Annotated in this window: 19 protein-coding genes; 12 read left to right on the top strand and 7 right to left on the bottom strand. The window is 39.0% G+C overall.

Annotated features, from left to right (window positions below; genetic code table 11):
- The first annotated feature begins 220 nt into the window (after positions 1-220).
- Genes ACH11B_RS20495 through ACH11B_RS20485 form a run of 3 tightly spaced genes read left to right on the top strand, consistent with a single transcriptional unit; the run spans position 221 to position 2,865 of the window.
- Positions 221-1,435: an MFS transporter gene (locus ACH11B_RS20495; RefSeq protein WP_013667100.1), complete on the top strand. Its 1,215-nt coding sequence runs from the start codon at positions 221-223 to the stop codon at positions 1,433-1,435.
- Positions 1,436-1,451: 16 nt separating this feature from the next.
- On the top strand, positions 1,452-2,093 hold the full coding sequence (locus ACH11B_RS20490; protein ID WP_013667099.1) for an HAD family phosphatase: 642 nt from the start codon (positions 1,452-1,454) through the stop codon (positions 2,091-2,093).
- A gap of 22 nt (positions 2,094-2,115) precedes the next feature.
- On the top strand, positions 2,116-2,865 hold the full coding sequence (locus ACH11B_RS20485; RefSeq protein ID WP_130855871.1) for a DeoR/GlpR family DNA-binding transcription regulator: 750 nt from the start codon (positions 2,116-2,118) through the stop codon (positions 2,863-2,865).
- A gap of 31 nt (positions 2,866-2,896) precedes the next feature.
- Here ACH11B_RS20485 and ACH11B_RS20480 read toward each other — a convergent pair whose 3' ends face one another.
- Positions 2,897-3,988 carry a Gfo/Idh/MocA family protein gene (locus tag ACH11B_RS20480; protein ID WP_377608822.1) on the bottom strand — a complete coding sequence of 364 codons (1,092 nt, stop codon included), beginning with the start codon at positions 3,986-3,988 and terminating at the stop codon, positions 2,897-2,899.
- 323 nt (positions 3,989-4,311) lie between these two features.
- On the opposite strand from ACH11B_RS20480, the gene ACH11B_RS20475 reads away from it, so the two are divergent.
- The gene (locus tag ACH11B_RS20475) at positions 4,312-4,695 is read left to right on the top strand and encodes a helix-turn-helix domain-containing protein (RefSeq protein WP_013667096.1); all 384 of its coding nucleotides are present in this window, start codon (positions 4,312-4,314) and stop codon (positions 4,693-4,695) included.
- 93 nt (positions 4,696-4,788) lie between these two features.
- Here the strand turns inward: ACH11B_RS20475 and ACH11B_RS20470 are convergent, their stop codons facing one another.
- Both ACH11B_RS20470 and ACH11B_RS20465 read right to left on the bottom strand, forming a co-directional pair.
- Positions 4,789-5,322, bottom strand: a complete 534-nt coding sequence (locus ACH11B_RS20470; RefSeq protein ID WP_377608823.1) for an OmpA family protein — start codon at positions 5,320-5,322, stop codon at positions 4,789-4,791.
- Between the two features lie 96 nt (positions 5,323-5,418).
- Positions 5,419-6,438, bottom strand: coding sequence for a zinc-binding alcohol dehydrogenase family protein (locus tag ACH11B_RS20465; protein WP_377608825.1), 1,020 nt, complete (start codon positions 6,436-6,438; stop codon positions 5,419-5,421).
- Positions 6,439-6,671: 233 nt separating this feature from the next.
- Between ACH11B_RS20465 and ACH11B_RS20460 the strand changes: the two genes are divergently transcribed.
- Both ACH11B_RS20460 and ACH11B_RS20455 read left to right on the top strand, forming a co-directional pair.
- Positions 6,672-7,535: an AraC family transcriptional regulator gene (locus tag ACH11B_RS20460; protein ID WP_377608826.1), complete on the top strand. Its 864-nt coding sequence runs from the start codon at positions 6,672-6,674 to the stop codon at positions 7,533-7,535.
- Positions 7,536-7,621: 86 nt separating this feature from the next.
- Complete coding sequence (locus ACH11B_RS20455; protein ID WP_377608828.1) at positions 7,622-9,811, top strand: ATP-dependent helicase; 2,190 nt, start codon at positions 7,622-7,624, stop codon at positions 9,809-9,811.
- A gap of 78 nt (positions 9,812-9,889) precedes the next feature.
- Here the strand turns inward: ACH11B_RS20455 and ACH11B_RS20450 are convergent, their stop codons facing one another.
- The 3 genes from ACH11B_RS20450 to ACH11B_RS20440 form a co-directional block, all read right to left on the bottom strand.
- The gene (locus ACH11B_RS20450) at positions 9,890-10,525 is read right to left on the bottom strand and encodes a LuxR C-terminal-related transcriptional regulator (RefSeq protein ID WP_377608830.1); all 636 of its coding nucleotides are present in this window, start codon (positions 10,523-10,525) and stop codon (positions 9,890-9,892) included.
- An 84-nt stretch (positions 10,526-10,609) separates the two neighbouring features.
- Positions 10,610-11,071: a PA2169 family four-helix-bundle protein gene (locus ACH11B_RS20445; RefSeq protein ID WP_130855877.1), complete on the bottom strand. Its 462-nt coding sequence runs from the start codon at positions 11,069-11,071 to the stop codon at positions 10,610-10,612.
- A gap of 260 nt (positions 11,072-11,331) precedes the next feature.
- On the bottom strand, positions 11,332-11,778 hold the full coding sequence (locus ACH11B_RS20440) for a low affinity iron permease family protein (protein ID WP_130855878.1): 447 nt from the start codon (positions 11,776-11,778) through the stop codon (positions 11,332-11,334).
- 358 nt (positions 11,779-12,136) lie between these two features.
- Here ACH11B_RS20440 and ACH11B_RS20435 point away from each other — a divergent pair, with 358 nt between their 5' ends.
- Together ACH11B_RS20435 and ACH11B_RS20430 are read left to right on the top strand one after the other, a co-directional pair.
- A complete protein-coding gene (locus tag ACH11B_RS20435; protein WP_377608832.1) occupies positions 12,137-12,712 on the top strand; it encodes a DUF4142 domain-containing protein in 576 nt (191 codons plus the stop codon).
- 38 nt (positions 12,713-12,750) lie between these two features.
- Complete coding sequence (locus ACH11B_RS20430) at positions 12,751-13,905, top strand: hypothetical protein (protein WP_130855880.1); 1,155 nt, start codon at positions 12,751-12,753, stop codon at positions 13,903-13,905.
- Here the strand turns inward: ACH11B_RS20430 and ACH11B_RS20425 are convergent.
- Positions 13,902-14,378, bottom strand: coding sequence for a hypothetical protein (locus ACH11B_RS20425; RefSeq protein ID WP_130855881.1), 477 nt, complete (start codon positions 14,376-14,378; stop codon positions 13,902-13,904). The genes ACH11B_RS20430 and ACH11B_RS20425 overlap by 4 nt on opposite strands.
- Before the next feature lie 458 nt (positions 14,379-14,836).
- Here ACH11B_RS20425 and ACH11B_RS20420 point away from each other — a divergent pair, with 458 nt between their 5' ends.
- The 4 genes from ACH11B_RS20420 to ACH11B_RS20405 are packed head-to-tail and all read left to right on the top strand — an operon-like array spanning position 14,837 to position 19,923.
- Complete coding sequence (locus tag ACH11B_RS20420) at positions 14,837-16,786, top strand: glycosyltransferase (protein WP_377608834.1); 1,950 nt, start codon at positions 14,837-14,839, stop codon at positions 16,784-16,786.
- The gene (locus ACH11B_RS20415; protein ID WP_130855883.1) at positions 16,776-17,396 is read left to right on the top strand and encodes an HAD-IIIA family hydrolase; all 621 of its coding nucleotides are present in this window, start codon (positions 16,776-16,778) and stop codon (positions 17,394-17,396) included. Before ACH11B_RS20420 ends, ACH11B_RS20415 begins: the two co-directional genes overlap by 11 nt.
- Positions 17,359-18,855 carry a D-glycero-beta-D-manno-heptose 1-phosphate adenylyltransferase gene (rfaE2, locus tag ACH11B_RS20410; RefSeq protein ID WP_130855884.1) on the top strand — a complete coding sequence of 499 codons (1,497 nt, stop codon included), beginning with the start codon at positions 17,359-17,361 and terminating at the stop codon, positions 18,853-18,855. The genes ACH11B_RS20415 and rfaE2 overlap by 38 nt, the downstream gene beginning before the upstream one ends.
- Complete coding sequence (locus ACH11B_RS20405; RefSeq protein ID WP_130855885.1) at positions 18,856-19,923, top strand: glycosyltransferase family 9 protein; 1,068 nt, start codon at positions 18,856-18,858, stop codon at positions 19,921-19,923. It abuts the gene before it with no gap.
- The last annotated feature ends 2 nt before the right edge of the window (positions 19,924-19,925 follow it).

Below are 19,925 nucleotides of genomic sequence, written 5' to 3'. Positions count from 1 at the left end.
GTATTTTTTTTATTATTTATTGATTATCAAATTAATGTAAACAGAATCTTATGGAATATGGGTAGCTTTCACAAAAACCACCAATTACTCTCACAATTCCGGTCAATAACCTATAGCGTTTCTAAGCTTTCAAGGGCTCTATTTAAGAAGTCAGGATATCCGGAGATACATCTCAGTTATTCGTTTTGCGATATTATGCGATTTTGCATAATATTGCAAAATGAATAACACTTCAATAAATGGAATTAATCCCGCTAAAGCGCGTTCCGCAACACAATATATTTTTTTGATATGTGGATTGGGAATTTCCAGTTGGGCTCCTATGGTTCCCTATGCTAAGGAAAGACTAGGCCTTAATGATGCAGACCTAGGTTTACTGCTTCTTCTTCTGGGAGCCGGGGCCATTACAATGATGCCCTTGACGGGTGTTATGACAACGAGATATGGGAGTCGACCGGTTATTCTGTATTCAACCTTAATTATGGCCCTTAGCTTACCGATGTTGCTTTTGATGACGTCTCCTATCTTGATGGGAATCATGCTTTTTATATTTGGTGCTGCTGTCGGCACCATTGATGTAGCCATGAATGCGCACGGCGTACAGGTTCAAAATATCTTTACTAAACCTATCATGTCCTCGCTTCATGGACTATTCAGCGTGGGAGGGCTATTGGGATCTTTGGGGTTAGGATTCTTTATTAGATTCGGTCTGGAGCCAATTGTAGCCGCTATTAGTATTTCACTTTTGTTGTTACTTATCGTTTGCAGCCAATACACCAATTTGCTTTCAGCAGATTCGGAGATAAAATTACGAAAATCCAATTCCTCGGAAGTTATTGACGGGCAGGGGGGCTTCTCTTGGATGAAAGGAAGTGTTCTATTTCTAGGTGCCATGTGCTTTATCGTTTTTCTATCAGAAGGAGCTATGTTGGATTGGAGTGCCGTTTATCTCCGGGAAATTAGGTATGTAGAACCTGAATTTGCAGGTAGTGGTTATGCTGCTTTTTCAATAGCAATGGCAATTATGCGTTTAGTTGGTGATCGAATTGTGGCGCGTTTAGACGGAAAGCGGGTCGTAGTAGGTGGAAGCTTATTGGCAGCGTTTGGATTGTCATTGGTCGTTTTCGTTCCCTGGATTTCAGGTACATTATTTGGATTTGTTCTTCTCGGATTGGGAGCTGCCAATATCGTTCCGGTATTTTTTACCGAAGGAGGACGAATAAATGGCCTTTCTCCAACCGTAACGATTCCGGCTATTACGACAATGGGATATGCCGGGCAATTAATAGGGCCGGCAATTCTCGGGTTCATCGCCTATAACTTTTCGCTTCCAATAGCATTCGCATGTATCGGCTTAATGCTTTTACTGGTAGCTTTGAGTTATAGCGTTCGTAGAAACGAGCGATCTAAACTGTTGAAAAACTATTCAGAATAATTTAAGAAGAAACCGTATGCTAGATGTAAAATGCATAATATTTGATTGCGATGGTGTCCTGGTAGATACCGAGTCCATTATGATTTCCGTTTTATTGGAAATGGCAGGGGAGCCGGCTGTGATAGATTTGGAAGAAGCACTCAAACTTTTTAGTGGCCGACAAATTTTGGAAACCATCAAGATATTGGAAGAGCGGCGGGGAAAAGCTTTTCCAGAGAATTTTGAGATTGAGTTCCGTAGAAAAGCGTATGAACGGTTCAAACAAGAGGTACGGCCGATAGCCGGTGTAAGCGAACTATTGTCAACTATAAAACTTCCCTGCTGTGTCGCTTCAAGCGGACCCCGGGAGAAAATTGAATTGAATCTTCAGGTGACGGGCCTGATACGTTTCTTTGAACCTCATCGAATTTTTAGCTCTTACGAAATTGATAGCTGGAAGCCTGATCCAGGTATATTTTTATACGCTGCTAAATCAATGGGCTATAAGCCTTCTGAATGTGTGGTTATAGAAGACAGTTTAGCCGGTATAACGGCTGGCTTGGCTGGCGGTTTTCGTGTTTATGCCTTTGCAAATGGTTATGATGAAAACGAATGGATCGACGAACGCGTACAGGTGTTCCGGAAAATGAGTGAATTGCCTGCACTATTGGGTATTTAAAAGTATTAATAGCAACCTGTAAATGGTAAAAGAGCAACGATTAGATCATATTTTGACGGTCCTAAAGGGCTCAGAAATGGTCACTTATGAATTATTGGCACAGAGTCTAAAAGTATCAGAAGATACGATAAGGAGAGATATTGACATCCTTCACAAAAATGGCCTCTTATCTAAAGTAAGAGGAGGAGCAATTTTGCGATCTAGGAATCCTTTAACTTTTCAGGATCGATCGTCTTACTTAAAGAAGGGTAAAGATGTCATCGCCCTCAAAGCACAACAATTTGTTAAGAACGGTCAAACGATATTTATGGATGGAGGAACTACGATTTGTGCAGTGGCCACACAGTTTCCGTTTAATGCACATTTTCGCGTGGTAACCAACAATCAGGCATTGGTACCCATATTGGCAAAGAATAAAGGGATAGAAATCGTTGTTTTAGGCGGGGTTTATAATCGTGATACAGAAACCAACGTCGGGACCAGAACTTGTCAGGAAGTCTCGATGTATGTTGCTGATGCCTATTTGATGGGAGCTTGTGCTGCAGATCCCAATCATGGAATAACTGCCCGCATACGAGAAGACGGAGACGTAAAGCAGAGTATGATGAATGCGGCGTTGAAAACTATTGTATTAAGTAATCACGAAAAACTGAACCATCATGATTTTTTTAAAGTTTGTGATCTTGCCCCTGTTGATGTACTTGTTACAGATCTTCCCAGCGAAGATAAAAGGCTGGATCTGTTTCGTAACAAGGAAATCCTCATTGTCTGAATAATATTATATTCTTACGTCGTTATTGTCGTTAAGCTTGTAATGAAACTTTTTGTCCACTCCGACAGGCTTCATAAATCGCATCAATAATCTGTAAGTCTTTTAAGCCTTCCACTCCGTCTACAGGAACAATCGCTTTATGTCCGTCCAAAATAATACCGGCCATTTCATCCATTTGCACTGTCTGGTGCGTTTTGTGCGGTTGTGTTAATGGTCCGATGTGTGTTTTACCTTCTATTGGACCGTACCCTGTTGAAGGCTGCAGCTCAGCAAAACCTTTTTCACCATTTAAAAAGAAACGATCCAAATTATTCATATTGTACGTTGATAAGCACGATGCAACTGCACCACTTGGAAATCCCATTTGAAATTGAATCGTTTCGTCCACACCATCTTTAAATTTCTGTGGATCCGTTTTTGTCTCTTGCGCGGTGACCCAAACAGGTTCTTCACCTACCATGTAACGGGCGCCATTTATAGCGTAAATCCCTATATCCATCAAAGAGCCACCACCCGCTAGGTCTTTGTCTAATCTCCATTGATTCGGATCACCTATCTTAAAGCCGGACAGGCCCTGAAAAAATAAAATTTTCCCAAATTCGCCTTCCTTTCTCATCCGAACAATCTCCAACGTCTTGGGCTCAAAATGCATGCGATAACCCACCAAGAGCTTAACATTAGCCTCGCGGCATGCGTTTACCATGTCTTGTCCTTCCTTTGCGTTAAGAGCCATCGGTTTCTCACATATGACGTGTTTCCCTGCTTTTGCTGCCCTTATCACATGGTTGTGATGAAGCGCATTAGGCGTAATAACATAAACTGCATCGATATCGGTATTCTCTTTTATGTTATCAAAATTTTCATAGTTGTAGCAGTTTTTATCAGGTATATTATATTTCTCTTGCCAAGCTTTTATTTTCGAAGGAGTGCCACTAATAACACCTACAAGTTTGGCTCGTCTGCAAGACTGCATTGCTTCACCGACACGTGTACCGTAGCCACCCAAGCCCATAATAGCTACTCTTAGTGGACGATCGTCAAAAAAAGGAAATTTGCTTGATAAAAACGGTATACCAGCCGTTGAAATTGCTAATCTATGTATAAATTCCCGACGCGAATGCATATAAGTTTATTTAAAAATGATTTAACTTAACTAACTAACAAAATACTTAAAACAAATGTTTTACTCAATCTGTGGAAAATCAACAAACAATACACTCACGAATGGGAATATATGCCCAAGCTTCCACATGTAGATTAATATAAGGTTATTTTTTTGTGAAAAATTGTAGTTTAAACATGTATTTTATCGCTATATTACATAGCTAATATACAAAAACAGGAAATTTCCTGTATTTTTTTGTGCTTTTTCCTCTAGTGGTTACGCTAATTGTCTCGTTTCTTTGTGTAGCAAAATAAAATTACTACCAACTAATGAGAAAAACTATGGACAAGCATTATGGCGAAATTATCGAAAGAACAATTAGACGTAACGGTTATAGTATCAGTGAACTAGCCAGACTGATGAAAGTAAACCGTAGATCCATTTATAACTGGTTTAATCAACCCAAATTCAAACCGGAAATCATCTTCAAAATAGGTTGCGCTTTGAAGCACGACTTTTCAAATGAATTTCCCGAGCTGTTTTCATCAGAAGAGTTTCAGCATGCATTCAACAATAGTAAACTGTTGAACACCGCTTTACTGAGTGAAGAGCGTGAGAAAATAAACTATTGGAAAGATAAATATATCAATCTACTAGAAGAATACAATCAGATTTTGGCGATAAGCAGTAATAAGATAAATACGCTGTCCTATCCTTCTATGTAAGGTATACTATCCTATGAAAACACAAAAGACAAGGCCAACTAAAAGTTGGCCTTGTCTTTTGTGTGATTTGATGTAGTTAGGCTGGCAAACTGATTATTTCGAGAGCTTTATTTCCACTCTTCTGTTTTGCGACCTACCTTCTTCCGTTTCGTTAGTAGCCACCGGTTTGGTTGCTCCGAAGCCCTGCGCGGTTAAATTATCCGGACTTATACCTGCATTTACCAAATAAAGTTTGACGGCGTTGGCGCGATCAACCGATAGAGCCATGTTATGTTCAGCCGATCCTTCTAGAGAAGCATGCCCATTAATGGTAAACTTAACAGAGGGGTCTTTCTTCATTTCTCGTACGATTTGATCCAATACACTATAAGAAGCGGTTTTTAGCACCCCTGAATCGAACTCAAACAAAATATTTTTAAAGTTATAATTGGGTTTCTCAACGACCGGTTCTTCCTCCTTTTCTTCGACAGGCGCAGGCTCCGGTTCTTTCTCTTTTACCGGCTCTTCCTTTTTAACTGTTTCAACGACGGCATTTGGCTGCACAGCCATCTTCTTCGATTTACAAGCTTGCATACTCACAAAAACAGCAAGTAAAATAACAAATGGATAGGTTTTCTTAATATTCATCACGCATAAAATTTCTGTAAACATAAGGAATATCCAGAACATAGAAAAGATTCTCTATGTGAGTACCTCTAAAAAGGCTATCTTGAAGCTCTTTCATTAGGAACTAAAGTCAACTAAAACTTTAATGACAGCAGATGAAGTACTTGTGCAAGTTTTAAAAGCTTCATGAATGTGATCCGCTTCAAATTGATGTGTGATATATTTTTCCGGATCGACAGCCTTTTCTTTCACGTTTTTTATAACGTGCTCGAAATCTTGTATAGTGGCATTTCGACTGCTCATTAATGTAAGTTCGCGTTTATGAAAGGCAGGATGATTGAATATAATATCGCCTTTTTGAAGGCCAATCAATATATACTCGCCACCATGAGCAACATATTCAAATGCACGATTGATCGCATTTAAATTCCCGGTACAATCAAATACAGCTATTGGCATTTCTCCGTTCGTTATTGTACGCAGCGAATCCATGGAATCTTCTGCAGTAGCTAAAATCGTGTAAGGTATGTTGAGCGCCTCTTTGCAAAACTGTAAACGATTGGGATTGATATCCATAGCAATAACTATTGCACCGCGCACCTTTGCCATTTCCATGGTACCAAGACCAATTGGACCCGCGCCTATGACTAACACAAAATCGCCCGCTACGAAGTGAGCCCTAGCTACACCGTGTGCGCCAATCGCAAGAGGCTCAATTAGGGCCAGTTGTTGTATGTTAAGCTGGTTTTCTTTAATAATCAGATGATTTGGTACACTTATATAACGGCGCATACCGCCATCAATATGCACGCCGATCACTTGCATTTGAGCGCAGCAATTTGTTTTTCCTTTTCTGCAGGCGATACATTTTCCGCAATGAAGATAAGGCATAACAGTAACCAAATCTCCTTTTTCTAAGTTTGAATCAGGAGTCGTCTCAAGTATTCTCCCCGCCAATTCATGTCCAAGGATTCTTGGATACTCGAAGTAAGGCTGAGTACCGTCAAAAGCATGTATGTCGGTGCCACATATGCCAACTTTCTCTATCTGTATGATACTATGTCCTGCCGATAGACGCGGAACCGTTGATTGAACTATCTCTAATTTACCAGGTTCTTGACATATAATTGTTTTCATTTCTCTTAAGTTTTTCGAATACAAATAAGACGCATTTTAACGATTTTTCATTTAAAACAATTAGCCTATTGTTACGGGATTTTAACTTTGTATATTCCATATTGTTCAAATAAAGAAAAATAGCCTTATTTTTATAGATTATCATATTGAATATTGTTGTTTTATGAGTTCTGGTATGAGAGCGCAGAACGGTTCATATTTTCGGCAATGAAAACTAATATAACAGTGGTTTAATGAAAGTTGAGCAAATTGTTTTACATTCAGGGCATTCGAGCTCTTTTCAGGTTCGTAAAGAGCTAAAAGCAAACATCAATAATCGATGGCATTGCCACGCCGAATTAGAACTCATACACTTTCATCAGGGAAGTGGCACTCAGTTCGTAGGAGATCATATTCAGCGATTTAAAGCTGGCGACATCGTGTTGGTCGGTTCAAATTTACCTCATTATTGGCGTTACGATGCAGAATACGACGAAAGTAATGAGCAACCTTATTCGACGGTTATACACTTCCATGAAAATTTTTTAGGCGCAGCATGGCTTAGTTTACCGGAGTTTCGCTTGTTTAAGCACTTGTTTGATTCGGCACAACGAGGAATTATGCTAAAAGGACACGAGCATCCAATTGTTGTTGATCTCATGGCAGCTATATATGAATTAGAGGGATTCAATCGGTTAATGTCTCTACTAACCTGTTTACATTATATAGCGAACATTAAGTCACCCTGTGTACTAGCCTCCGTTGGTTTTTCCTATAAACACAGTGAAAATGAAACAAATCGCCTGCATAGTATTTACAACTACACCCTTAAAAATTTTAGAAATAAAATCGAATTAGATCAGGTAGCCGCCATAGCTGATTTAGTACCCAGTTCTTTCTGCCGATATTTTAAAAATCGCACCGGGAAAACTTATACGCGGTTTTTACAGGAAGTCCGTATTGGTTATGCCTGTAAGCTTTTGGTAGAAAACAAAGGTACAATCAAGCAGATATGTTACGAAAGTGGATTTAGCAATTATACCTCATTTCACGAAATTTTTAAATCGGTAACAGGTAAAACCCCTAAAACGTATCTACAGCTACACGGAGCGGGATAAACCTATGTAATCTATAAGCATATGTTGGAATGCTAAAAAAATTAGTGTAATTTTGATTCTTTAATTCATTAGTAATAGCTTTTGATATGGATCCGACCAATGACGATAAAAATAAGCGGGACGATAGGGAAGGACAGTCGGTAGATTTGGACCGTTTGTTGGATGGTTTGCTGTTTGATACAAACATAGTAAGCTACTCCAAGCAAAAAAAAGAAGGGCTCAAAGACCTATTAAGTAAACCCCTTCAAGTTGAGAATTTTGATACGCAAATCCCTACGTATCTTCGGACATTAATGGATGCTGCAAAGCATATTGATGAGAAGCTTGTTGATATTTACCGTACTTATGATCTTTCCAATCTTAAAATCAACTATAAAAAAGAGCTAAATCCGCAGCAGTTAGCTGCAGTATGTACCCTAGATAAGCCCTTATTGGTTATTGCAGGAGCCGGTACGGGTAAGACGCGTGTTATTACTTATAAAGTAAGCTATCTAATTGAAAAGGGATTTGAACCAAACGAGATTTTGCTGCTCACTTTTACGAGGAAATCGGCTAATGAAATGCTTAACCGGGTACAAAAGTTGCTGCATGCCAAGTCTATTACGAATGTACTAGGTGGAACTTTTCACTCTTTTGCTAATTATGCATTGCGAAAGTACCATGCTTTAGTCGGCCTTCCACCAAACTTTACCATCATTGATGGCGAGGATGTGGTCGATATCATCAGCCTTCTAAAAACCGAATTAAACTTAACGCCAAAAAAAGGAAGTAAGCATTTTCCTAAATCAAGTACGATTCAGAGTATCTTCTCTAAAGCAAAGAATCATGAATTGGGTATTGAGAATGTTATTGCCGAATATTTTCCCGAATATGAGCGATTTGTAAAAGACTTTCAGCGAATTTATACTTTGCTCGCTGCATACAAGCAGCGGTCGAACTTAATGGATTACGATGACTTGATTGATATATTACGTGATAAACTAAAAACTAATACGCATTTCAGACAAGTGCTACAGGCGAAAGTAGCTTACATTTTAGTAGATGAGTATCAAGATACAAACAATATTCAACGCGAGATCGTGGAATTGTTATCACAAAAAGGAAACATAACGGTTGTCGGTGACGATGCACAAAGTATCTATTCATTCCGTGGAGCTAACTTCGAGAATATTCTTCGTTTCCCACAACATTTTGAAAATTGTGGGGTAGTAAAAATTGAGGAGAACTATCGGAGTACACAACGCATTTTGGATTTTACAAACAAGCTGATGGAAAGTGCTCGGATCGGTTTTAAAAAAGAATTATTTTCTCGATTACATAAGGGACGAAAGCCTCGCATAAATCGGTTAGTCGATACGACCGAAGAAGCGGCTTATATTGTGGACACCGTCATGACACTGAAGGAAAATGATTTAGAATATTCTGATTTCGCTATACTAAGCAGAGCGTCATGGCAATCCAATTTTGTACAAGCAGAATTGATGAAGAGGAATATTCCATTCATTGTAGTAGGAGGAATAAAATTCGGTGAAAGAAGACATGTCAAGGACATGGTGTCCTTCCTAAAAATTATGATGAATCCGATGGACGCCGTGGCCTGGCATCGTATTCTAAAGTTGCTCGAAGGCATTGGAGACGTACGCGCAAAAGAAATTATTGTTAAAATACATGAGCAACACGGTCGAATTGAAACTAATTTGTTTGAAGGGAAAAAGCATGGAGAACATTTAAAAGAACTTTTAGATCTATTTAATCGAATGCAGCAATTAGGTTCTGCACCCGTCGATTTAATTCCTCCGATCTATGAATTTTATAAACCGCTATTAAAACAATTGGAAGACGATTTTGACGCCAGAGAAATTGATCTTGAGATATTTGCAGAGATTGCAGCTAAATACGAAGATTTAGAGAAATTTTTAGCTGATTTTACGTTAGAGCCGCCATCCAACCGATATCAGGATAAGACTATACCCTTTGATGAAAGTGACGAAAAACCTCTTACGATTTCAACAATACATTCTGCTAAAGGTTTGGAATGGCATACCGTTTTTGTTCCGTTTGCCCTTGATGGTATCTTGCCTTCGGTAAGATCAATGGCATCTTTAGAAGAAATAGAGGAGGAGCGACGTTTATTTTACGTCGCTTGTAGCAGAGCCAAGGAAAATTTGTTTATCACGATGCCAGCTTATGTTTCTTCTTGGGACGCTGTATTTACAAAACCGAGTCGATTCTTATACGGCATATCAGACAATACATACGATGTCATTAACGAATGACATATGTATTTCGGAAGATTTTGCTACTCGATTGATTAGAGACAGATTACTCTGTCGTAATCTGTCTTGTGAATACATTTATGTTGTGCCTAAATGATCCTTATGATACAGCTCTTGATTAAGATAAAAAGCCGTCAAGCTTAAATTGTTGTCTACACCTATTTTTTTCATGATAGATTTTCGTATTTCCTCGATCTTCCTTTTGGTGGTAAATAGCTGATAGGCTATTTCCCTGTTGGCATGACCGCTCATAATTAACTCCAATACGTCTCGCTCTTTTTGATTAAGCAATTCCATTTTGGATGAAAAAAGCGTTGATAAACCCAAGCTACCAAGTTTCTGAATAAACTGCAAGGATATACTGGGTGCTACATATTTGTTTCCCTTGATTATGTATTCGATAGCGAATAACAGCTCTTCTTCCGAAGCGTTATCCATAATTACACCGGCTATTTGTTGTTCGAGCGATTGCGTAACCAGGGATAAATCGCTAGACGACAAGATGGCAAGCATTCGGGACCTCAATGATAGGGATTCCATCTTTTTCAAATACCGAATATCGTCTTCATTATTCAGTTCAAACAAACAAACATCTGCCAGTTCGTCGTAAGACTCATCTCTCAACAACAATAAATTCTTCTCTTCCTTTAACATGGCTTGTAAGCCGGTTTTTAATAGTGGATTCTGAATTCTTAATTTGATATTCGCGTTCATAGCTTAAGTAATAAGGTAAATGTACTGTGTTATGATTTAACATGTTGATTTTTAAATTGTTTTTTATTTTTTTTAACATGTTAGTTACGCTCTATTTTCAGCTTCGTAGAGCGTCATCACCTTATTACTTGCCAATTTTAATTGTTGTTTGTGTTGTGAAAGAAGAAAGCGCGCATCAGAAGGGAGTTCTTCCAATTTTTCTGCATAATCATAGGCTTCGTAAATTATATTTTCGCCTTCTATGCAACTTTTAAGAATTGCTCGTCTCTTGTCTTCGCTGAACAAAGCCTTCATATCCATCCAACTTCGAAAAAACTCGCCTTCAACGGTCGCCCTATCGTTTGCCTTTCCACCGGTTCGCTCGAGCTCATCCTTTAATTCAGTAAGGAATTGATAGCTTTGCGTTATAAAATTGTGAAATTCTGATTTTAAATCAGTATCATTATCATCTAATTCCTGAATAGCATTTTCGTATCCAGCTATTCGGTCATTATTAAGCTGTATTAGGTCATTCAACAGAGGTGTTTTCGCTTCGAGATTTTCCATATGTATATTCAAGCGAAATCCATGCCGTTACGTCTTTCTATCGAGTGGCTCCGGGGATTTTGTTTAAGAGGCATATTGCCCGAATCACCAGTAATATGTAAAATTTAGTACACTTTTAAAATGTTTAGAAACACATTTAACGAAAGCAAAACAGCTACCTTGAAATAAAAACATAAAGTAAGACAAGCTATAAATAATAGCCTTAATAAACCCCATTTGTCTTTATATAGAACAGGGATAAATGGCCGGGTTGAGATGAGCTATTCGTCTGCTCCTTTTTTTTTCGACTTATTGATTCCTTTTGCATCTCCTATAGAATGTGATTGATGAATATCTGATTCCTGTTTGGCCTTATCCGCCAGCTTTTCGTAAAATTTATGGAGCATATCTAGCTCTTCCTCTGTAAAATCTTCAACGTCCACCATACGGTTACTCGCTTTTTTATTCGCGGCAACAAGTTCATTTAACTTTAGCTGGATTGCCTTTGAGTCTTTGTTTTGTGACTTTTGAATCAAAAACACCATCAAAAACGTAACAATTGTAGTTCCTGTGTTAATTACCAGCTGCCAAGTGTCAGAATATTTAAAAATCGGCCCGGAGAGCCCCCAACCGATGACAATTCCAAAGGCTATTCCGAAGGCAGTAGAACTCCCTGTCCAGCCGGTTATTTTATCGGAGAATTTTTCAAAAAAATTATTAGTTGACATATAAATCTTTTTTATGATCTGTATACAGAACACCTTATTCTGTGGGATTCTTCTTAAGAACATAGAATAGGAATTGAAAGTTTTCGAATACAAACGAATTAAGTACGGCGATAACCAAGAAATAAAAAAATGGACTGCTATGGTCAACCTTAAAAGGTAAGCGCCGCGGCGAGAAAACAGGTTTTATGCAAATTATGGACCGACCGAAATGATTGGTATGGTTTTATGTGTTGTATAGAAAAGTGGATTAGTTATTATGTCAACACGACGAAAACACTGGCATTTTTATTTTAAAAGCCTTTAAACACCAGCAAATGAAATGGGTATATTAATTGTTTCATTATAATAAAAAGTTTTTATGATGTTCAAAGTGGCAATTGCGATAGGTTCGTTATTCTTTATATTAAGCTGTAACGAACAAGAACGAAACAAATACAGAAATAGACCTTTGAGCATGGAGGATTCTATTACCAACAAAATGGAAGCTGACTCGGGAATTTTGGAGTCTGAAGATAAAGCCTTTGTGAATGCAGTTATAAGGTCTGGAATGGGAGAGATCGAAGCGGGCAAGTTGGCGAGCGAGAAGTCTAGGGATACAGCCATCCAAAGTTATGCTAAACTGTTGATTACACAACATCAACAGTTGACTAAAGACATGAAGGATATTGTAGCAGAGAGACGAGTGCAAATCCCAGAAAGTTTAGATGACGCACACACAGACAAGCTTAATCGCCTAAGAAGTAAGTCGGGGAAAGACTTTGAAAGTGCTTTTTTACAACAAATGATCGAAGACCATACAACGTCGTTAACCTTATTTGACCAAGCTGGAGCGCATGCTAAGGATGTACATATACAATCATTTGCTAACAAAAACATACCCATTATAAGAAATCACCTTCAAATTGCGAAGAAACTAAGCAGCAAGCTTAATTAACTAGCTAAATATTCAAACCCATTAAAAAGACAATGATTATGGACACCATATCGAGAGAGCAATTTCTAGGGTTGGCAAATGTAAAAAGCGATCGCTGTATCACCATCTACATGCCAACCCACCGTTCCGGTTTTGAAGTGAACGAAAAACAAGACCGGTTATTATATAAGAATATATTGAAGAATGTGGAAAAGCAGGTTCTTGATTCAGGCGGAGACAAAGCAGACATACAACAATTGCTTAAGCCAAGCTATGAATTGTTAGATGATAAGGAATTTTGGTATAAACTGGATTATGGTTTGGCGCTATTCATCACAGCAGACTCTTTTTTGGTCAAAAAACTACCCATATCAATAAAAGAGGAAGTCTATGTTAATAACACCTTTTATCTCACACCTATTTTCCCGCTACTTAATAATGATATACATTTCTATGTACTAGCCATTAGTAAAAACGCAACGGCTTTTTATAGAGGGACTGCCTTTTCTATTGAAGAACTGAGCATTGAGGGTTTACCAAGAGGTATGGATGATGTCATCCATTTTGAAGAGAAAAGTGGCCAGAGGTTGTTCAGAGCAGGAGGGAGCCCAGCAACCGGCATAGGTAGTGCTCATGGGCATGACGCTGGACTCGCAGATGAAGAAGAATATGTGGCAGCTTATTTAAAAGAAGTCGATCAAACATTATGGAAGGAAAAATTGGGAAATGAGAAAGCGCCTTTACTATTAGCCGGGGTAGCATATATGGCAGCGAAATATAGACAGATCAGTCGGTATGGAAATATTGTACCTGAATATTTAGCCGGTAATTACGAGCGGGTAGACACCCACATCATTTTTGAAAAATCGAGAAATATGATGATCCCTTTTTTGCAGAAACCGGTCAGAAGCGCGTTAGCAAACTATTATAACAATCTTGGAGGAGGGACCAGCTGCGACGACTTTTCGAAAGTCATTACAGCCAGTTTTTTCGGACAAGTAGAAAACCTTTTTGTCAAAGAACGAAGTCATGCATGGGGAAAATTTGACAAGGATCGTAATCAAGTAACGCTCCATACCGAAAAAGAATATGGTGATGAGTGTCTTGTTAATCAAGCGATCATTCATACTATTCAGAACGGTGGAAATATATATGTGTTATCCGAAGAAGAAATGCCCGACGCAAAATTGCTCGTTGCAAGCCTCCGTTATTAAGGTTGTATTTCGCCTACGCGCATAATTTGCGTAACTAAATTGAATGTCACGATCGCAGTTAATGAAAACATGATATGTGCAAAAAATAAACCTAGGTAGAAATGAGCATTTATACCAAGAGAGATTAAGTGTTTCTTTAAGGTAATTCTAACGAGCAAAATACTCGCTAATCCATGGGCGGCTCCAAATAGAAGCGCCGTTATTACATCAGATCTTCCTACGCCAAGGCGCCATAACAGATAATAAACGCCAACGAAAAAGACCCCCAACAAATAACACACAATAAAGCCTATGTATAAACGATTGGACATTCCCGTGGGCCTCGTTTCCTCCTTACGCGTTTCAATTAGTAAATAACTAAATAATTCGGTTAGCGTAATTCCCCTTTGGCTAACCGTAACGTATAGTTTTTGTACGAGTACCATCAGTATGGTTGCGCTCAATCCGGATAATATGAGTTTAATAAAAAGCATTTTATGGAATTTTATTTTGTTAAGCAATGATTATTCCTTTATGCTAAGCCAAGGGCTGTTTACCCCTGTCAGCACATTAGCAGTTGGTTGTCAAGAAGATATCTGCTTTTGCAAACAGGCTTATTTACTTTTTAGGACAGCTTGAAAACCAGACCGGTTTTGTATACCGATCTCATTATAAAATCGTCCTTATTTCTAATGTTCTGCTAATCTAACAACTACAGAGCTTTTTCTTTTTTACCCTACGTAAAACAAATTCTATTCTTTTTTTAGGTATATGTCTTGTTTCTTTATAAGAAACGAAGGTTAGAAAAATTTAATTATAAGTATTGATTGCTATCTCTTCGTCAAGCAGCATGGCGTCTGCCACGGTACAATGTTTTAATCAATTGTACTACGTAAGCAAAATAAAGATGCTGATTACAGGGAATTTCAATAGCATATTATCCAGAATAATTATGAAGAAGAGAATTGCATTTATAAGCGAACATGCCTCACCCCTTGCCATGTTAGGCGGAATAGACAGTGGAGGACAGAATGTGTATGTTACGGAGCTCGCCAGACAGCTCGCCAAAGACGGCTATGCTATTGACATTTTTACACGAAGTGATTGCGATAGACTACCTCGAATAGTGCGACTGTTTCCGGATGTAAGAGTTATCCATGTCAATGCAGGGCCACAGCAAAGCATACCAAAAGAACAATTATTTGACTTCATGGAGGTCTTTAAGGACGACATGATCACCTTTATTGAATCAGAAGGAATAGATTATGCTTTAATACACGCCAACTTTTGGATGTCGGCATGGGTTGGTCTATCCCTAAAATTGAGATATCGTATTCCATTGGTTGTGACGTTCCACGCCCTGGGTAAAGTTCGGCGATTACATTTACAGGAAGATGATAAATTTCCTCAAGAACGAGTGACTATTGAAGAAAATATCGCGAGAGAAGCCGATTGCATTATTGCTGAATGTCCACAAGATAAACAAGATTTAATTAGCATGTACAACGCTAATGCGAAACGAATAGCCGTTGTCCCTTGTGGTTTTAATCCCACGGAATTTTATCCTATCGATAAAATGTACGCACGTATGCTTTTAGGACTTCAGAATGATGAAAAAATTATTTTACAATTAGGACGCATGGTTCCGAGAAAAGGAGTGGATAACGTAATCCATGCGCTAAAATACTTGAAAGGGGATTTTAAAGTAAGACTTCTGGTTGTAGGAGGAGAAGGAAACGCTGAACAATTTATGGCCAGTGCTGAATTGAAGCGCCTTCAGAAAATCGTAGAAGAGGAAGGTGTTTCCTCATACGTCGAGTTTATTGGACCAAAGAAGCGAGAAGAATTGAAATATTATTACAGTGCAGCAGATGTTTTTGTTTCCACTCCGTGGTACGAGCCCTTTGGAATTACACCTTTGGAAGCAATGGCCTGTGGGACACCTGTAATCGGTTCAAACGTAGGAGGCATTAAATATAGCGTTGTAGATGGAGTAACCGGTTATTTAGTACCGCCTAAAAAACCTGTTGAATTGGCTAACAAGATGCAAAGGCTTTTGAAATCGGAGGGTGGCTTAATGGGATTACAGGGTATCGATAGAGTAAATCATCTTTTCACCTGGCAGAACGTCAGTAATGCGATCATGATGATATATGAGTCGCTTATTGATCCGGATTTTATTGTTTATAGAGATGAGTCGCAACTTATAGCACATGCTTTTGAAGAAGCGGCTTCCACATTTCAGTTCTCAGCCGCTCTACTTTCGCCTGCTATCCTGGAAGCTGGTAGTGTTATCTGCAAAGGCTTTTCAAAGGGCAAGAAGATGCTAATATGTGGCAACGGAGGAAGTGCGGCGGAGAGTCAACATTTCGCTGCAGAGCTTATAGGTCGTTTCGACATTGAGCGAAGGCCAGCTCTTCCAGCCATCGCGCTTACTGCCGATACGTCTACATTAACGGCATGGGCAAACGATTTTTGTTTCGAAGAAGTATTCGCAAGACAAGTCGAGGCCCTTGGTACTAAGGGCGATATCTTGTTTACAATTAGCACAAGCGGTAACTCAGAAAACATATTGCACGCAATAAAAAAGGCTAAGAAACTGGGAATGATCTGTATTAATTTACTGGGGAAGAAAGGAGGAGAAGCCTATCGTTTCGGAGATGTTAATATCATTGTCCCTTCCGATAGTACACAACGCATTCAAGAAATACAATTACATGTCATCCATTCGATCTGCACGTTGATTGAACAACGTATGTTTTCGTCGGAGGGATTGGTCCGCGAGACCGGTGAATTAAGGGCAACTACTAAGCGATTAATGAAAAACCGGGATGAACGCTTAGGATACGCGGTTTTAAACACTAACGCATATTATCTGACAAAACAACATCATGCAAGTTAATAGAAAGGCAGTGTTCTTAGATAAAGACGGAACGATCATACCAGACATTCCTTATAACGCCGACCCAAATAGAATTACCTTTGAAAAAGGGGTTGTCAGAGGTTTAAAGGAATTAGCAGCTAACGGTTTTGTCTTTATCATCATAACGAATCAGTCAGGCATCGCAAAAGGTTATTTCACGGAGGATGAGATTTTTGAGGTAAAAAAAGCATTGGCCCGACTGTTTATTGAAGAAGGATTACCACCTTTTGAAGGGTTTTATTTCTGTCCTCATCATCCTGACGGTATTGTCTCTCGTTTTTCCTATGCATGCAACTGCAGAAAACCCCAGCCTGGATTGCTGGAGCGGGCTGCCGAAGACCATCACATTTCACTAAGTCAATCTTGGATGATAGGTGATATCTTGAATGATGTTGAAGCAGGAAATCGTGCAGGATGTAAAACCATACTTATAGATAACGGCAATGAGACAGAATGGATGGTTGATGGTTATTATAGGAGACCATACTACGTTGCATCTGATTTTTTAGAAGCTGCTAATAAAATTATAACTCATTTAAGTACAGTAGATCATGAGCCAAAGATTAATAGATTTAGTCCATCAGTTTAAAGAGAAGAAAGTACTCGTTATTGGCGATTTTATTTTAGACGTTTTCATAAACGGAACGACTAGCAGGATCTCTCCTGAAGCTCCGGTTCCTGTAGTGGATGTACAAAAAAAGATGCTATGCTTGGGTGGGGCCGGAAATGTAGCTGCAAATCTTCAGGCGCTAGGAGCTACGACGCTCCTTTGCAGTGTCATTGGAGAAGACCTTTATGAATCGTCTGTAAAGCCTTTATTAAAGCGGCATAAAATTCAAGAACAATATTTGGTGCATGATAATAAAAGAAGAACGGAAGTGAAAACACGTGTTCTTGCAGATCAACATACGATTGTTCGTTTCGATGAAGGTGATCACTGTTCCCTGAGTGAATCTTCAGAATCGCTTCTGATTGACCTCTTAGCGGATGCATATCAAGCTTGCGATGCTGTAATAATTGCCGATTATGAAAAGGGCGTAATCAGTGCACGCGTAATCGCTGCATTGATTCAGCTACAGACGCGTTACCCAAGGTTCATAGCGATCGATTCCAAGCGATTGTTTTCTTTTAGCGCATTGAGGCCGACTGTGGTGAAGCCAAATTATAAACAGGCCCTTAATTTACTTAATATAGAAACTATGCCTGATAGGATTGCGCAGGTAGACCAAATTTCCAAGCAACTCATCGAAAAAACGAGGGCTAAATATGTTGCTCTTACCTTGGATTCGGATGGTGCAGTTTGGATCGAAAGAGGGCAAAAATCCTTACATCTACCGGTCGATCCCGTTTATAATCCAAATGTCTGTGGGGCAGGAGACACCTACCTGGCTACAGCAACTTTGGCACTTGTTTCCAATGCCGAGAAGATAGAAGCCGCCCAAATTGCAGCCATCGCTTCACATTGTGTAATTGAAAAGTCGGGAACCTCCGTTTGTCATGCAATAGATATTGTTGATAAAATAGTGAATAAGACAAAAATTTTAACTTCTACGTCGTTATTGACTAGCCTTACAGATCAACTTAAAGCAAAAAATAAGCGAATTATTTTCACGAATGGCTGCTTTGACATCATGCATTGCGGGCACACACACTACCTACAGGAAGCAAGAAAAATGGGCGATGTACTAATTGTTGGTGTAAATTCCGATGAAAGCGTGCGCCGTTTAAAAGGAAAAAGCAGACCGATTAATATACTGAAAGATCGAATGCATGTTTTAGCGGCATTCTCATCAATTGATTATATCATAAGTTTTGGTAATGAAAATGATGAAGATAACCCGGCAAATTTAATACGGGCATTGAAACCCGATATAGTGGTGAAGGGAGAGGACTATAGAAACAAACAAATGCCCGAATTGCAAGCTATAAATGAAGTTGGTGCCAAATTGGTGCTCTTACCTTTTACGCATGGAAAGTCAACTACCAACATAATTAGACGTATCCAGGAAAATTCATCGCCAAACCAAGTCACCAAAATGAAAGCTTAAATGACTACATGGCATGGCTGTAAAAATATACTCGTGATTCGAGCAGATAATACAGGAGACGTACTCATGTCGTCTCCTGCAATCCGAGCGCTTAAAGATAGCTTTAATTGTAGGATTACATTGTTAACATCAACAGATACATCAGAAGTCGTTTCACTGTTGCCTATGGTTGATGAAACCATTGCAGTCGATTTGCCCTGGGTTAAGTTAAAAGCCAATCATGCAACTCATATAGTAGAAAAACTAGTTTCACAATTGAAAGTGGCATCGTTTGATGCTTGCGTGATTTTTACCGTTTACAGTCAAAGTCCGTTACCCGCAGCAATGTTAGCATGGATGGCGGGAATTCCGAGACGTCTAGCATATTGTCGAGAAAATCCTTATGAGCTTTTAAATGATTGGATTCCTGAGAAGGAACCCTACGAACTTATTAAACCTCAGGTCGAACGTGATCTCGACTTAGTTGAGCGTGTTGGGGCTGTAGCAAAGGAGAAAAAAATAACAGTAGCGATTAAGGAAAATGCCATTTCAAGCGTAAGAATCAAACTCGAAGCTTTGGGAATAAATCTATCGAAACCTTTCATTGTACTACATCCAGGTGTGAGTGAAGAAAAAAGGCAGTTTCCCGAAGAAAAATGGGAAGAGCTCGCTAAAGAAATGTTAAAGCTATTAGATACACAGATTGTGTTTTCCGGCTCGGATAGTGAAAGTTCAATAACAAACCGCTTGAAAGATCGTGTGAAAGATAACTCTTTTTCAACCGGAGGCCTTTTCCGTATAGATGAGTTTGCAGCACTTCTCCAAATGTCCAAACTTGTCATATCTGTCAATACAGCTACCGTCCATTTAGCGACGGCCGTTGAGACTCCTCTAGTTGTACTTTATGCTCAAACAAATCCACAACACCATCCTTGGATGGGTAATGCACGCGTGCTTGAATATAGTATTGATGAACAGATCAAAAGCAAAAATGAAGTTATTCGCTATGTTGATCGAAAATATTACGCTGACTACTTGCCTTTACCATCGGTGAATGATATCATGCAAGCGGTATTGTCTATGTGGTGATT

The sequence above is a fragment of the Olivibacter sp. EAT-5 genome (assembly GCF_044784325.1).
Lineage (GTDB): Bacteria > Bacteroidota > Bacteroidia > Sphingobacteriales > Sphingobacteriaceae > Olivibacter > Olivibacter oleidegradans.
The sequence above is the reverse complement of the archived record's forward strand: the minus strand, read 5'-3'. Positions and strand labels throughout refer to the sequence as shown.